The following is a 15,271-nucleotide window of genomic DNA, read 5'->3' on the forward strand; positions in this document are numbered from 1 at the left end:
ATTCCTTTACCACCCCAGAAACGACAGCAGCCCCTTCTCTTTCTTCTCCGGCTCCAGATTTGTGCCACACTGCTGGTTGTAAGCCTGCAGTATGTCGCGGTGATGTTTACTGTAAAATTCAGGATCGAAGTTGGCTTTGTGCAGTTTTACCAGCACCTCCTCCACCGTCCAATGTTCACGCAAAGCTTGGTCAAAAAACTCATGGCGCAGGCGCATGCCAAGGCCGTTTACTCCATGTAGGCGCTTATCGTTCCCGTTAAACAAAGCCCTGAACGCTACTCTGCCATCATCGTGTTTCCAGTAAAACGACTGAACTGGCTCGTTCCACTTATTCGGCACCATCCCATAGGTTTGATACTCTATATCGAAGAATTTAGCCGAGTTAAACCACGGGCCAGGGTTATACTTAACCGGATGATGCGTGAGATTATGCGCCAGCGTTTCGCCATGCATGCGGCCGGTGTACCACACCTGCTCCACGCTTTGGCGGTTGGGCAGCGGCACGCGGTATTCGGCACAGTCGCCTATGGCAAATACGTTGGGGAGGTTGGTGGCGAAATACTGGTCTACTAAGATGCCTTTGTTAACTTCCAGCGGCGAGTTGCGCACCAACTCGATATTCGGATGCACCCCGACGGCCAAGCCCACGAATTGGCAAGGAATCTCCTCCCCCGCTGTCGTTACCACCGCTTTTACCCGACCAGTGCCATCATCAATTATCTCTTTCAGTTCTGTCTGTAGGCGCAAATCTATTTGGTGCTCACGCATGTGCCGCATCACCAGTTCCGACTCTTCTTTTGGAAGTATACTTCGCCAGAAACCTTCTTCCCGCACCAGAAAAGTCACCGGAATGTTGCGGCTCAGGAGCATTTCTGCCATCTCGATGCCAATTAAGCCACCGCCTACTACCACAGCACGTTGACAATTGGCGGTGCTCTCATTCATCCTTTCCAGATCCTGGTATGCGTAAAGCCCCTGCACGCCCTGCAGCTCCTGGCCCGGCCAGGCGAACATGTTGGGCTTAGAGCCCAACGCCAGGATCAGGATATCATACTGTAACGGCGCCTGTTGCTGTAGCTGCAGCTCCTTGTTCTCAAAATCTATACTTGTCACCCAATCGTGCACCAGGTTGAGGCAGTTCTTCTCCCAGAACCAATCTTCGTAAGGCTTGGTGTGCTCGTACTTGAGCTGGCCCATGTAAATGTACATCAGGGCGGTGCGGGAGAAGAAGTACTCTGTTTCGCCGGAAATGATCGTGATGTGTGCCTCATTATCGCGCTTGCGAATATGGCGCGCGCAGGTAACGCCCGATATCCCATTGCCGATGATAACGATGCGGCGGCCCGGGGTACGGTTACAAAAATCACCTGTTGGCTTGGTTTCACGCATAAAGGTGGTACGTCTTTGAATGAGGCTGTTACTTTGATCTTTCTCTTTTATAACAGCTCACTTCTCAAATTTACCTTAAAAATACAGTTGCTTTGGCATTTTTCTGGAAATTGAGGCGCGTGAAGTTAAGATATACTACGCTTTCTGTGTTGTGATGTACGCTTTTCCTGTTAGCCACTGTTCATCTCCAGCTTTACTTCCTACTTGTTCCAACTCTACATGTGGTGCACTCAAGGCCGCGGGGCCTCGTCCTGGGGGTAGGGCTCTCGATAAGGACATTGCGCGGTGTACCTGAAGCTGCTCCTCGCTCCGCTGCGGGCTGCCCTTGACGGGCACTGCAACATGCACAAGGCGCTCTTTGTCGAGGACCCCTACCCCCACCCAAGGACTGGGATCAGGTTCAGGTAGCCAAGGTTGACGCAGCTTGAACAGCATTCCTCTCCTTGGCCAAGGAGGGGAATGCAATGCACAACAGGGGCTATATTTGTATTATACTATATTTGCAGGAACATTTTACAGCGATTCCTGTAAAGTATAGAAGTTTGAAGCCTGCAAGAGCACATACCGCCATTTTACTTTTTACCCGCACCTCTGCAGAGGAGGCGTGTGTAAAGTCCTTTTGCAGAGGCCTGAACAAAAGCAAGGCCATAGCTTCTGCCTTGATCTCGCGCACCAAAATGCTGGTTGAGCAAACAGGGTTGCCGCTGGTGATCATTGGTTCAGACAAACAGCAAGGCAATACTTTTGGGGAGCGGCTGCAAGATGCCATCACACAAGTTTGGAAAAGAGGCTACGACAGTGTCATCTGCCTCGGCAACGACACACCCGGACTGACGCCGGCTACTTTACGTGCCGCCGCCGATGCTTTACAGCAGCACTCCTTTGTTTTCGGCAAAGCTACTGACGGAGGCGTGTACCTGATGGGCATGCACCGCCATACGCTGCCTCAGCTTAACCTTAAGGCTATCTCCTGGAACACATCGCTGGTTTTCGAGGAACTACAACAGCAAACACTATCTGCCTCCACCACTATACTTGCTCCTGTACTTGCTGATGCCGATAACGCTGAAGATATACTTTCTCTAAGCGCCGATTATGCTTTAGGGCCTTTAGTCATCTGGCTCCGTACTTTGCTTTGCTTCACCAAAGCTCCCTTTATACCTTCTGTTTCCTTTTCTCCTCTGGCCATTCCGGCCGCTACAGGCTTGCGCGGCCCTCCTGTTAGCTGAAACCAACAAAGGATTTGATAAAAGCAACGAGAGGTGTTTCACTTGAGGTATATTCATACTTCAAGCTATGCCTTTTCTAATATTTCATACCAGCTAACAACGCTTTTACACGCGCATGAGACATCTTCTACTCATACTCGGGTATCTTATACCCATGGCCACAGCCTTTGCACAAGGGGCAATTGAGGTGACGGTACTAAACCCCAAACTGGAGCCAGTGCCGGACGTGCAAGTTACAGCCACCAACGAAGCAATTGGCTTCAGCGCCACCAGAACCACCAACAGCAAAGGCATTGCTACCTTCAGCGGACTCAATACAGCCGGAAATTATACGATTCTGTCGGCTGAAAACGACACCTATACGCTTGTCTCCTCCGAGCCTGTTGTGCTACGCTCTAACTTCAAGCGCACTGTTACACTGGTTGTGCCTTTCAAAAGGGAGGTAGACCTACAAAGTGTAACGGTATATGCCCCAAGCACCACGCGTATCAACATGTACAATGCGGAGGTGTCGTCGGAGATGCGAATTGCAGAGATAAGCGAATTGCCTGTGGAGGGGCGTGATGTGTCTCGCATGCTGTACCGCTTGCCTAACGTAACACAGGCCACGGGCTTCTTCCCGGAAGCACCCAATGTAAGTATAAACGGTGCCAACCCGCTGTTCAACAACTACCTTATCGACGGGCTGGATAACAACGAGCAGTTCCTGGGAGGCTCCCGCTTTAACATACCCATTGGCTTTGTGCAAAACGTGTCGGTGCTTACAAACAATTACTCCGCAGAGTTTGGTAACACGGGCAATGGCATCATCAATATTACCTCTCGCTCGGGCAGTAACGAGCTGCAGGGTGAGGCATTCTTTCTTACACGCCCCGGCTTTCTGGATGCCTCATCTCCTTACGCCCAGCGCGATTTATCCGGTAACCAGGTAAAAGATGGTTTCCAGCGCTACCAGGCAGGCTTTGGTGTGGGCGGGCCTATATTCCGTGATAAAACGTTCTACTTCCTTAACTACGAGCATACCACTGACCTGAAGGATAATATCCTGCGCAGTCCGGCTTTGGGTGTGAACGAAACCGTGCGCGGCAAGAACTACTTCAACTACCTCTCCGGTAAGATAGACCATTACTGGGGCGATCGCTTCCACTCAGCTGTTCGGGCTAACGTGGGCATTGTAGGTATTGGCAGGCAAGCTGGAGGTTTAACAGGTGGTTTGAATTTTCCCTCCGCTGCAAGTGATCAGGTGCGTAACTCGCTCAACCTGGCCAGCACCAACGTGTATACTTCGGGTAACCTGACGCTGGAGACAAACCTGCAGTATGCCCGCTTCCGCTGGGATTATGCGCAGCCCGAGAACCCAACTAGTCCGGATGTAACCGTGCTAGGGCCTACCGGAGAAACAGCAGCCGTGCTGGGGCATCCGGGTTACGCCTTCGAAAGTTTACAGCATACCTGGCAGGCACAGCAGAAAGCCACCTGGTCGAGGGGCATTCATTCTTTCAAAGCCGGAGCTGAAGTTCTGAGCACCGACCATGCTCTTTTTGGCGGTGGCAACCCCAATGGCAGCTATACCGTGCAGCTCACGCAGGCACAGTTAGGAAACCTACGCACAGCAAACTTGGGAGCTGGTTTAAGTATAAGCGACATTCCTTCGGATGTACTGGTAACGAACTATGCAGTAGAACTGCGACCAACCTCCTTTGGTAAGCGGCAGAATATTTATACTTTGTACCTGGAGGATCAACTGCAGGCTACTGAGCGCCTGAACCTGAACTTAGGTCTGCGCTACGACTACGACAATCTCTCACAGGGTGGTAACGACAAAGGCGACTATAATAACCTGGCACCACGTTTTAGCTTTAACTATCAACTCACGCCCAACAGCACCATCCGGGGCGGTTTCGGTTTGTTTTATGACAAAATCTTATACACTGTTTATAGCGATGCCCTGCAGCAGAACAACAACTCAGAAGTTTTCAAAGAGCAGCTAGCCTATTTTGTAGAGCAGGGAGTTTTACCCGCTGATACCGATCTGGACCGGGTGACTTTTAACGGCAATTTAACTGTGGGGCAAAGTAATAACGCTGGTTTACCTTACAGGTACTTGCAGGGGCCACCGGCAGAGAGCTTTGCAGAGCAGCGCAATCTTTTCAGCAATGAGCGTCGCATCCTTAACCCGAACGGCTATGATAACCCGTACACGCAGCAGTTCTCGCTGGGTTACCAGCTGCAAATGGCTACCCATAAGTTATTTTATGTGGACCTGGTGTATAACCGTGGCCGAAACCTCTTCCGTACAGTTAACCTTAATGCTCCCGCCGCATGGGACTACAGCCGCAGCCAGGAAGAAGGAATTGCACGCAGCAGCACCTGGGCCGACGAAACACGCCCGCTATCCATCTTTGGTAACTATGCTATTATTGATGGGGAACGTGTAGAAGGCGTGGCAAGAAACCTGGTAATGACAGAATCTGAAGGGGAAAGTAACTACTACGCTGCCAGCTTTAACCTGCAGAAGGACAAGGCCGATGATAAGTTCTCCTACCGCCTGATTTATACTTTATCGTACCTCGAAAATAACACTGAGGATATTAACTTCCGGGCAATGGACGCGAATAACTTTGAAGCTGAATGGGGGCCTAGCATCAACGACCGACGCCACGTCATCAATGCTATTTACAACTATTACCCGGTTCAGAACCTGACACTAACCGTAGCTGCCCTCCTGCAAAGTGGCCAGCCGATAAACCGGATTCCGGATGCCTCCCAATATATGATCGTCGGTCGTGATGGTAACCCTGTACTGAACGCTAACGGTAACCCCATCTTCACCAACGATTTGAACGGCGATGGCTCTGCCTTTGGCGATGCTTATGTTGGCAACTCCGACCGCCAACCGGGCGAAGAACGCAACTCCGACCGACTGCCCTGGTCCAACACCTTCGATGCAAGTGTGCAGTATTTTATACCTTTCGGAGCTGGTAAATCGAATGGGTTGGAGTTTCGGGCTGATGTGCTTAACCTCTTCAACGCTGAAAACCTGAGCGGCTATAGCAACAATGCCACCCAAAGCAACCAGATTCAGGTTGGACCTGCCAGCAGTGGCGTGCTGGTACGACGTAACGCTGCCCCTCCCCGCCAGTTTCAGTTTGGGCTAAGGTATGTATTTTAGAAGTTAGAGAGTTAAAAAGTTAGAAAGTTGCTCGATATGGGGGCTGAGTTTAAGGTTAACTGTCATCATGAAAGGATTTTGGAGGCGAGTAGCATAGGATCAAACTCCCGGGAAAAGGACCCTCTATTTCCACCAAGTTTCTTTACAAAATGACACCTACGTTACTGCCGTCAAAACTAGAATCCTAGGGTCACTAATTAGAAAGGCGGTAGTAGGCCTGCGGCAAAAAATATAAAACTATAGACCTTCTCCCCTTCCCTGATTTAGTACAGGGAGGGGAAAAGTATAAAACATGAAGAACATCAATATATTTTTACTACTCCTCACCCTGCTATGCAGCAGTTGCGGAAACAGTACCCAGCAAGAACAACTGAACGTGCAGGAGGCTGATTGGGCAAGTATAGAGCAGGCGGCCAGAGGTACCACTGTGCAGATGATGATGTGGCAGGGCGACCCCCTCATCAACAAGTATATGCAAGATTATGTGAAGCCGCAGCTACAGAAGCAGTATGGCATCACGCTCAACATTAACTCCGGTCAGGGAAAGGATATTGTAGGTCTGGCTTTAGGCGAGAAAGAAACAGGCAAAGAAACAAGTGAAATTGATGTGGCATGGATCAACGGGGAAACCTTTTACCAACTGCGCCAGCTCAACGCGCTTTACGGTCCTTTCACAGAGCTTCTACCAAACAACCAATACGTGAACTGGCAGAACCCTTACATTGCCCGCGATTTTCAGCAACCGGTGGAGGGAATGGAAGCACCTTGGGGCAATGTGCAGCTGGCTTTCATCTACAATGCTGACAAGGTAAAAACGCCACCCGCTTCTTTTGAAGAACTGGAAACCTACGTTAGAAGCAATCCCGGCACCTTTACTATCCCTAACGAATTTACCGGCATGACCTTGCTCAAGTCCTGGATGATAGCCTTGGCCGGAAAAGGAGAATTGGCTGGTGAATTTGACGAAGCAAAGTATAAAAAGTATAGCCAACAACTCTGGCAGAAGCTTAACAACCTGAAGCCATACTTCTGGAAGCAGGGGCAGACTTTTCCGGCTACGCTTTCGCAACTGCACCAGCTGTATGCCAACGGAGAGGTGAACTTTACTTTCAGCAATAACGACGGCGAGGTAGACAACAAAATCTTCCAGGGTGTTTTTCCGGAGAGTTCACGCGCCTACGTGCCGGAACCTGGTACTATCCAGAACACGCACTACCTGGGCATTATGAAGCAGTCGGGCAGCCTGCCGGGAGCGCTGGTGGTAATCAATTTTCTGCAGTCGCCGGAGGCGCAGTACCAGAAAGCAAGCCCTAAGGTTTGGGCCGATGGCACCGTGTTGGCAACAGAGAAGCTGCCTGCCGAATGGCAAGAGAAATTCCAAAACATTCCAGCCCGCGAGCATGCTCCCGACAGAGCCGCTATTCAAAACAAAGCTTTCGAAGAGTTGGCACCCGACTACATGATCCGTTTGTATGACGATTTTAGAAGAGAGGTTATCGAGCAAAACTAGGGCAGGCGCTGGTATATACCTACGCATTCTTTTCCTGCTGCTGGCGGTGCTGCCAGTGGCGGGAGGGCTGCTCTACGGCCTGGCCTACAGCTTCGGCTTAACGGGTGCCTTAAGCACTGGCTTTAGCCTGGAGCATTGGCAGCAGGTACTGGAGAGCGGTCCCTTCCTCCACTCCCTGGCCTACAGCCTTTATATTGCCCTAGTTGCCATCACCATTGCCACCGCAGTTGCCCTGTTCCTAACCTTATACTTCAAGAGAAGCCTCCGCAGTGGCTCCCTGAGTTACCTTTTGTACTTACCGCTGACGATACCGGCCATGGTCATGGGTTTTCTAGTATTTCAGCTGCTCACCAAATCAGGTTTACTATCGCGGGTAGCGTATAGCTTTGGGGTGATAACTGAGCTGCAGGAGTTCCCGAACCTGGTACACGATACCTTTGGCTTTGGCATTATACTGGCTCATGTGCTGATGGCAGTGCCGTTCCTGACGCTGCTATTACATGCTATCTATCAAGAGCAAAACTTAGATCAATTGCAAGAAGCCTCGGCTAACCTGGGTGCTGACAAATCATACTTTGTCAGGCATATTGCTGTACCTACGCTGCTCAAAACTGCTGCCCCAAATCTTTTGCTGTACTTTATTTTTATACTTGGCTCCTACGAAATCCCGCTGCTCATTGGCAGTCAGCAACACCAGATGGTGTCAGTGCTGGCAGTACAGAAATTTCAGCGTTTCAACCTGTTCGACATCCCGCAGGGTTATGCTATTAGCGTAGCCTTTACCTTGTTTGTGCTGCTTACCCTTGCCATCAGCCTTAAAAAACTGCAGCGCCATGCATAGGAAAATTCTAACTGCCATACTTACCGCGGCTATTTTGCTGCCCTTCCTGTTTTTCGGGTTGCTATCGGTGGGGCAGGCGTGGTTTTACCCCAGCATTTTACCGCAGCGCATCACGTTGAGCAATTGGCAGGAGCTACTGGTGGGGCAAAGCGAGCTGCAGGTGGGACTGCTGCTTTCGCTTATACTTGGTTTGGGCGTCGCGGCACTGGCGACCTTGGCTGGCTTTATCATCAGCAAAGAAATTGCTCAGGCAAAGTATAGAAACCGCTGGCTGTTGCTGGCTTACTGGCCTTTTGTGCTGTCGCCGGTGGTGCTGGCTATTCTGGTGCAGCGGTTCTTTTTATTAACAGGAATGAGTGGCGAGATAATTGGCGTGCTACTGGGCCAGCTTATACTTGCCTTTCCATTCGCGGTAATTTTCTTCCAGAGCTTCTGGAGCCAGGAGGTACTGCAGCTGGAGCAACAGTCGCAAACATTGGGCGCATCCGCTGTTTATACCTTACAGAATGTTTTATTGCCTTTAGCCACTCCTATGCTGCTGATCTGTTTCTTCCAAACTTTCCTTATCTCTTGGTTCGAGTATGGCCTAACGCAGTTCATCGGTTTGGGAAAGGTAAAAACACTCACCATCTTAGTGTTTAAGTATGTGAATGAAGCCAACATTTTTCATGCGGCCTTGGCTTCGCTGCTAATCATGTTGCCTCCTGCCCTTTTGCTGTGGCTCAACAAAAAATTCGTTTTTAGAGGAATCTGATGCTGTCGATACAAAACCTACATAAAGCCTATAGCTCACAAACAGTGCTCGACCAGGTGTCGCTGGAACTGCCGCAGGGGCAGGTGCTGGCCGTGCTCGGGCGCTCGGGCTGCGGCAAAACAACCTTGCTTAAAGCCGTGGCAGGACTTTTTCCCACAGATGCAGGAAGTATAAACTGGGCCGGCAAAAGTATGGGTGCGGTGCCACCACGCGAGCGGGAGATGGTATACCTGTTCCAGGAGCCACTGCTGTTTCCCCACCTCACCGTATTTGAGAACATTGCCTACGGTTTGCGTGTTCGGAAAGAAGCCGATGCCGAAGTGCAGCAAAAAGTACAGCAAATGCTGCAGGAGCTGGAGCTGCAGGAGCATGCACAGAAAAAGTCGTCACAGCTGTCGGGCGGACAACGGCAGCGGGTGGCCTTTGGCCGGGCCATCATCTTTCTGCCCCGTGTGCTGCTGCTCGATGAGCCCTTTGCCAGCCTCGATGCCCATACTCGTGCCAACATGCAAACATTGTTTCTGCGGCTGGCCAGGAAATACGGTATCACAGCGCTGTTTGTAACACACGATGTAAAGGAGGCGCTGCTTGTGGGCGATCAGTTTGCTTACATGGCGGCTGGCAAACTGCAACTTTATACTTCCAGAGAGGCTTTTATTGAAGACCCACAAACTGGCGTGCGCGATGAACTGGCATTCTGGAACACCATTGATCAAAAGATTACCTATCAGCCATGACACAAGATTTCAACCATATCGAATCAGTATACTGGGTGTTTACACAGCTTTGCAACGACCATTGCGACCACTGCTACAATAACTCAGGTCCTCACGGAGAGCGCATTTCAGAGGAGGAGTGTATGGCTATTATCAACAACCTGCCTGACAGCATGGACCGGCTAATCCTTTCAGGTGGTGAGCCATTGGCCGACAAAAAGCTGCTCTACAAAATTCTGGATAGGCTGCAGGAGCGTTACCAGGGCCGGGTGCAGATCATGCTGCAGACCAACGGTGATTTGCTGAATGAGCAGATTCTGGACACGCTGCTGGAAAAAGGCGTAACCCGCTTCGACATAGCCAGTATAGACCGTTACCATAAGCATGCCGGAGGCCGCCTGATGCAGTTGGCCGATATTTTCGCCAGCCGTGGCGTGAACGGAAATGACAAAGACCCGCTTATTGCAAAAGACACCTACATCACTAAACACAGGGCCAGTTGGGGCTATTGGGGCGCTACCATCGACATGTGGTTGGGCGGTAACTGGGCGCGCGGCCGTGCCTACGAAAAAGGCCTCTGGAAAGAAGATCCGGAGCATAACTTCTGCGCCATCCTCTCCGGTGGCAAAGGCTTCTTAACAGGTACCGAAGACATTCCGCAGGAAATCTCCATCCAGCTCTGGAAGATTAACCCCTGCTGCCCCGGCACCAAAGTCCCACTCGGTGATGCCCGTTCAGAAAAAGTATCTGATGTGCTGCAACGCGTTTCTAAATCAGAAATCTGGCAGAAAATTAACGAAGGCAAGCCGCTGCAACTAGGTGAGAGTATAGGTGTATCAGAGGCGTTTGCCAAGGAGCGCACAGCACAATTGAAAAACATCTGCCTGTGGTGCGATGAATTTTTTGAAAAGCATTACCAGGAAGAACAAGTAGAGCGAAGTTGCGGCGGATGCCAGAGAGGCATCTAAGACTGATTAGGAAAGCACAAACATGGCACGAGTGATTCCTGCTAGTACGAAATTATACTTTAAGCCGCACCGTAAAAACGCTACCTTCGCCTTCGGTGCTCTGCAGGTCTATACTTCCGCCATTGTTCTGCACGATGCGCTTCACAATATAGAGGCCAATGCCTGTCCCTTTCACATGGGCATGCAGGCGCTTAAACAGCTCAAATACTTTCTCCTGCTTTTTGAAGGGTATGCCTAATCCATTATCCCATACCTGCAGAAAGAAGTTGCTTCCCTCCTGCCAGGTCCTGATCTTAATGTGCGGTTCCCGGTCTGGAGAGCGGTATTTGATGGCGTTGCTAAGCAGGTTATAAATTATGCTCTTAAGGTTGCGCTTTGAGAAAACCACCTGTGGCGCCTCCAGCGAATCGAGCTCTATCTTTGCACCCGATGAGGAAATCTCGAAAGAGATCAAATTCTTTACATCCTCCACCAGTTTATCAATCTGTAGTAGGCTAGCTTCCTGCTCAAAGCTTTTCTGTATCCGTGCTACTTCAGTCAGGTCCTCCACCGTATTCTTGAAGCGCTGCACAGAGGCTTTGATATGCTCCAGCTCAACTTCCACATCTTTCTTCCTTTCGCCTAGGCTTATTTCCAGCAAATGGACAAGCCCTTCGATGTTAAGTATCGGTGATTTTAGATCATGGGATGCTGTGTACACAAATGTATCCAGATCAGTATTGACCCGCTTTAGGTTAGCATTCACTTTCTCCAGTTCCTCGAGGTGTGCCTGTGTGTGTTGCTGAGCGTGTATGGTTGCCGTAATATCGTTCATGATAAGAATCTTGAACTTGTCTGTATTACGATCATCAACCTCTGCCAGAGAGATCTCCAAATACTTTTGCCCTCGCTGCAGGTTCAGTTCAAACACCTTTTTAGGCTCTGAGATGGGGCTCTGGTACAAAAACCTTTCTACCTCTTTCTGCACTTCCTCCGGAAAAACTGATAAAAGCGACGTACCCAGCACTTCACGCTCCGTCTTTCCGAACAGGTGGGCAGCATAGGTATTGATAGTGAGTACCCTGCCATACTTTGACAAAAGCACGGCCCCAATAGGCGCCTCCTCCAATACTTTTGCGGTATAGTCTCCGCGTACTTTCTCAAGGGCAGACGCACTAATGTTCATGGCTGGCACAACCGAGTTACGGATGTACTGGAAACTACGCCGTTGTTCAGTTCGCTGCACTGCATCCTGTACAATATCCACCAATCGCTCCTGCACTTGATTGGACACACATACTACGGTAGGCCCGATGAAGGGAGAAAACTGCAGCGACTGCTTTACACGCACAAAATTTCGCTCATCGTTTATCAGCAGTACAGAAAGGTGCTTATCCCGGGCATACGCTTCCTGAGCCACCCGCACAGGATTACCAACCTCCTCTCCTACCAGCAGCACGCTATAGTTCTTCAGGTCGCCATCCATCTGTTTTACTGCATTTTCCGGCACCTCATTAAATGCCACTTCCTGCTCCTGTAGCTTTACTTTCAGGAGGCCAAGTGTGGAGGGGTGCAGGCCGGTATACAGAATTTCCATCATCGTGCTTAGCTATCAAGAATAGGTTGTTCCAGCAGGGTACGACCTAACCAGGTATAAAGTATATCAGTTGTGGGTGCCATTACGTGTGCTGCACGGGCATCGCGCAGAAGCATCTCCAGCTTAGAGTTCTCCCGGTAAGCAATGCCTCCGGCCAGCGTCATACACTCGTTTACGACATCCACCACACAATGCGCCACTTCTGCTTTAGACGAAATGATGGTGAGTACAGCTGCAGGATCTCCACTATCGTATTGGCGGGTAGCGTGGTAAATAAGTTGACGGGTCCTTTCAATTTTAGCCCAGATAGAACCAAGGCGATGCTGCAGCAATTGGTTTTGACTTAACGATGTGCCATCGTGCCGATATGTTCGATTTTGCAGGTGTTCGCGCACCTCGTTAAATGCCGCCTGTGCCACTCCCAGGTATGTGCCCGACATAGCTGTAAGAAAGTATGGGGCCACGACCTGAAACACGTACCACAGCTGGTCACCCTGCTCGCCCAGTAGGTTTTTTGACGGCACTTTTACATTATCGAGTGTAAGGCTGCGCGAAGAATTGCCGCGCATACCAATGCCATCCCACTTTTCTCCCCATATCAATCCTTGGCGATCAGCTTCCACCACCATACACGAGAACTCGTGCTGCATGGCATCAGGGTCAACTCCCATGGTAGACACTACATATGAGTCGGCTTTGCCACCATTAGTCACAAACGTTTTTTTCCCCCTCAGCACATATTCATCCTCCGACAACGACAACAGCTGCGTCTGCGGGAAGTAAAAATGTGCTCCTGTTCCTGGCTCACTCAGCGCCAATGTAGTGATGTGCTCTCCGGCGGCAATTGGCTCCAGAAAGTGCTTTTTCTGATAATCAGTAGCCTTGGCAGCTATTACAGCCGTGCCTACACAGTGCATACCAAAGCAGAGTCCTGCGGAGGCAGATTCCTCGCCAATGGTTTCGCAAGCTTTTGCCAATCCCATCAGGCCATGTTCCAAGCCCCCGCTTTCTTTAGGTACAACAAAACCTGCCACCCCCTCCCGCTGTAGCGTGCGCATGCTTTGCTCAGGCCACTTAGCCTCCTGATCGACAACAACAGCCTCATCTCTTACTGTGCTTTCTGCTATCTGCCTGATCAGGTCAAGCGTATTATCTAAACTCACATTTGTCATATAATTTGGCAGTGCCATCAACTAGGGCTGTCAGGTAAAAAATTGTACATCTAATTGCACAAGCTAACTATACAAAATCCGATTTTGCCAGATTCTTATACACCGGCTGCTTCACCTGCATACTGTTTTTTAGACTTCCTTGATACAGCTATTTCACTATTTTTTCAGTGTGGCCCCAGGCTATGTAGCATTACCTGTACTTTATGCTTTTATTTACAGTATGATCAAATTAAAAAGTATGGAAATTAAAAGTATAGCGGCGGGCCTTTGCCTGGCACTGGTTTCCACGGCTGCCTTTGCCCAAACGGCCGACGTACCGAAACCTGTGGCTAAGGCCATGAAGAAGGTAAAGCCCGCTGACATCAGGGAACACATTGCCTACCTGGCCGACGATAAACTGCTGGGCCGCCAACCGGGCACTCCTGGTTACCAGATGGCTGTAGATTATGTAACGGATCAGTTTAAGAAGCTGAACGTGTTGCCAGCCGGTGAGGACAACACATACCTGCAAACCGTGCGCTTACGCACGGCCACCATTAATCCTAATGCTACCCTGCAGTTAACCGCCAACTCAGGTGCCCCCGAGAACCTGGTGGATGGGCGTGACTTTGCTTTTTACCCAAACCCAGGTCAGGAACAGGTAACATTGGATGCTCCCTTAGTATTTGCAGGTTTTGGCATCAGTGCCCCCGACATGAACTACGACGACTATGCTAACATAGACGCCAAAGGGAAAGTAGTCGTGATCCTGCGCGGTGTTCCGGAAGGCTTTCCTTCTACCGTATCTTCTTACAGCATGGACATGCAGACCATCCTGAAAACTGCAGCTGAGCATGGCGCTGTAGGCGTGTTGGTTGGTTCTGCTAACCCGAATGGCGGAGTACCAAACTTCTCCAGAGGTATAAGCAGCGTGATGGGAACTGATGGAAAAGTAGCCGCTTCGCGCAGCTATCACGAAGACATCAAAATGTTGGGGATGATAAACAACAACACCCTGCAAAAGGTATTGACCGGTGCAGGCGTTGATGTACCACAGACAGTTGCTTCCATCCGCAGCGGCCACCCTGCCTCAGCCCCACTTCCTTTCAGCGTAAAGGGCAGCTATAGCAGCAGCTACAAAGACATTGAAAGCTATAATGTGGTAGGCAAGATTGAAGGCTCTGACCCTGTACTCAAAAACGAGTACGTCGTGCACAGTGCCCACCTCGACCACGTAGGCGTCGGCAGACCGATTGATGGCGATTCTATCTACAACGGTGCTCATGACAATGCCTCTGGGGTAGCCAGCCTTCTGGAGATTGCCAACATTTATTCTAAGGTAAAGAACAAACCAAAGCGTTCAATCCTAATTGTGATGGTTACTGCCGAGGAAATGGGTTTGCTGGGTTCGGCTTACTTTGCCAAGCATCCTACGGTACCTGCCGCACAGATGGTGGCAGACGTTAACACCGACATGCCTACGCTGATTGCACCACTATTAGCTGTAGTGCCATTGGGTGCAGCGCATTCATCGCTTGAGGAAGAGGTGAAACAGGCCAGCAATTTTTTAGGTCTGGATGTGGAGGAAGATCCGGAGCCGGAGCAGAACCGTTTCGTGCGCAGCGACCAGTATAGCTTTGTAACGCAGGGCGTACCGGCTCTGCACATTAAGTATGGCAACAAAACGGCCGATGGTAAAAACAACCTCGACCAGCAGGTAAAAGTATGGCGCGAGAAATATTACCACAAACCACAGGACAGTCTGGAAGGTGGTGTGTTTGATTTTGATGCCGCCAAAAAGTACGTGCAGCTTAACTTCCTGATTGGCTACCTGGTGGCACAGGATGCAGAAAGGCCAAGCTGGAAACCGGACGATTTCTTCGGAACGCGTTTCGGAAATGTACAGTAGCAAAAGTAATCCTTCCTAAAGAAAAAAAGCCGGCAGCATCAGCTTCCGGCTTTTTT

The 15,271-nt window shown here is 50.2% G+C and carries 11 protein-coding genes; 8 read left to right on the top strand and 3 right to left on the bottom strand.

Annotation, left to right across the window (positions count from 1 at the left end; translation table 11 throughout):
- Nucleotides 1–6: 6 nt before the first annotated feature.
- Entirely contained in the window at nucleotides 7–1,389 is a 1,383-nt protein-coding gene (locus PKOR_RS21320) for an NAD(P)/FAD-dependent oxidoreductase (protein WP_046313386.1), read from the bottom strand.
- A 542-nt stretch (nucleotides 1,390–1,931) separates the two neighbouring features.
- Here PKOR_RS21320 and PKOR_RS23800 point away from each other — a divergent pair.
- From PKOR_RS23800 to PKOR_RS21360, 7 genes are all read left to right on the top strand, one after another.
- Nucleotides 1,932–2,618, top strand: coding sequence for a TIGR04282 family arsenosugar biosynthesis glycosyltransferase (locus tag PKOR_RS23800; protein WP_158453815.1), 687 nt, complete (start codon nucleotides 1,932–1,934; stop codon nucleotides 2,616–2,618).
- A gap of 115 nt (nucleotides 2,619–2,733) precedes the next feature.
- Nucleotides 2,734–5,790: a TonB-dependent receptor gene (locus tag PKOR_RS21335; RefSeq protein ID WP_046313390.1), complete on the top strand. Its 3,057-nt coding sequence runs from the start codon at nucleotides 2,734–2,736 to the stop codon at nucleotides 5,788–5,790.
- 292 nt (nucleotides 5,791–6,082) lie between these two features.
- Nucleotides 6,083–7,300 (top strand): ABC transporter substrate-binding protein, encoded by a 1,218-nt coding sequence (locus PKOR_RS21340; RefSeq protein ID WP_046313391.1) that lies wholly within the window; start codon nucleotides 6,083–6,085, stop codon nucleotides 7,298–7,300.
- Nucleotides 7,263–8,141 (top strand): ABC transporter permease subunit, encoded by an 879-nt coding sequence (locus PKOR_RS21345; protein WP_046313393.1) that lies wholly within the window; start codon nucleotides 7,263–7,265, stop codon nucleotides 8,139–8,141. The genes PKOR_RS21340 and PKOR_RS21345 overlap by 38 nt, the downstream gene beginning before the upstream one ends.
- Nucleotides 8,134–8,895: an ABC transporter permease gene (locus PKOR_RS21350; protein ID WP_046313394.1), complete on the top strand. Its 762-nt coding sequence runs from the start codon at nucleotides 8,134–8,136 to the stop codon at nucleotides 8,893–8,895. The genes PKOR_RS21345 and PKOR_RS21350 overlap by 8 nt, the downstream gene beginning before the upstream one ends.
- Complete coding sequence (locus PKOR_RS21355; protein WP_046313396.1) at nucleotides 8,895–9,632, top strand: ABC transporter ATP-binding protein; 738 nt, start codon at nucleotides 8,895–8,897, stop codon at nucleotides 9,630–9,632. The genes PKOR_RS21350 and PKOR_RS21355 overlap by 1 nt, the downstream gene beginning before the upstream one ends.
- The gene (locus tag PKOR_RS21360) at nucleotides 9,629–10,579 is read left to right on the top strand and encodes a radical SAM protein (protein ID WP_046313397.1); all 951 of its coding nucleotides are present in this window, start codon (nucleotides 9,629–9,631) and stop codon (nucleotides 10,577–10,579) included. Before PKOR_RS21355 ends, PKOR_RS21360 begins: the two co-directional genes overlap by 4 nt.
- Before the next feature lie 52 nt (nucleotides 10,580–10,631).
- On the opposite strand, the gene PKOR_RS23805 is transcribed toward PKOR_RS21360, so the two are convergent.
- Nucleotides 10,632–12,158 carry a sensor histidine kinase gene (locus tag PKOR_RS23805; RefSeq protein WP_052739008.1) on the bottom strand — a complete coding sequence of 509 codons (1,527 nt, stop codon included), beginning with the start codon at nucleotides 12,156–12,158 and terminating at the stop codon, nucleotides 10,632–10,634.
- Between the two features lie 5 nt (nucleotides 12,159–12,163).
- Nucleotides 12,164–13,345, bottom strand: a complete 1,182-nt coding sequence (locus PKOR_RS21370; RefSeq protein WP_200897399.1) for an acyl-CoA dehydrogenase family protein — start codon at nucleotides 13,343–13,345, stop codon at nucleotides 12,164–12,166.
- 202 nt (nucleotides 13,346–13,547) lie between these two features.
- Between PKOR_RS21370 and PKOR_RS21375 the strand changes: the two genes are divergently transcribed.
- Nucleotides 13,548–15,215 carry a M28 family peptidase gene (locus tag PKOR_RS21375; protein WP_235336925.1) on the top strand — a complete coding sequence of 556 codons (1,668 nt, stop codon included), beginning with the start codon at nucleotides 13,548–13,550 and terminating at the stop codon, nucleotides 15,213–15,215.
- The last annotated feature ends 56 nt before the right edge of the window (nucleotides 15,216–15,271 follow it).

Source organism: Pontibacter korlensis (genome assembly GCF_000973725.1).
Classification (GTDB): Bacteria; Bacteroidota; Bacteroidia; order Cytophagales; family Hymenobacteraceae; genus Pontibacter; species Pontibacter korlensis.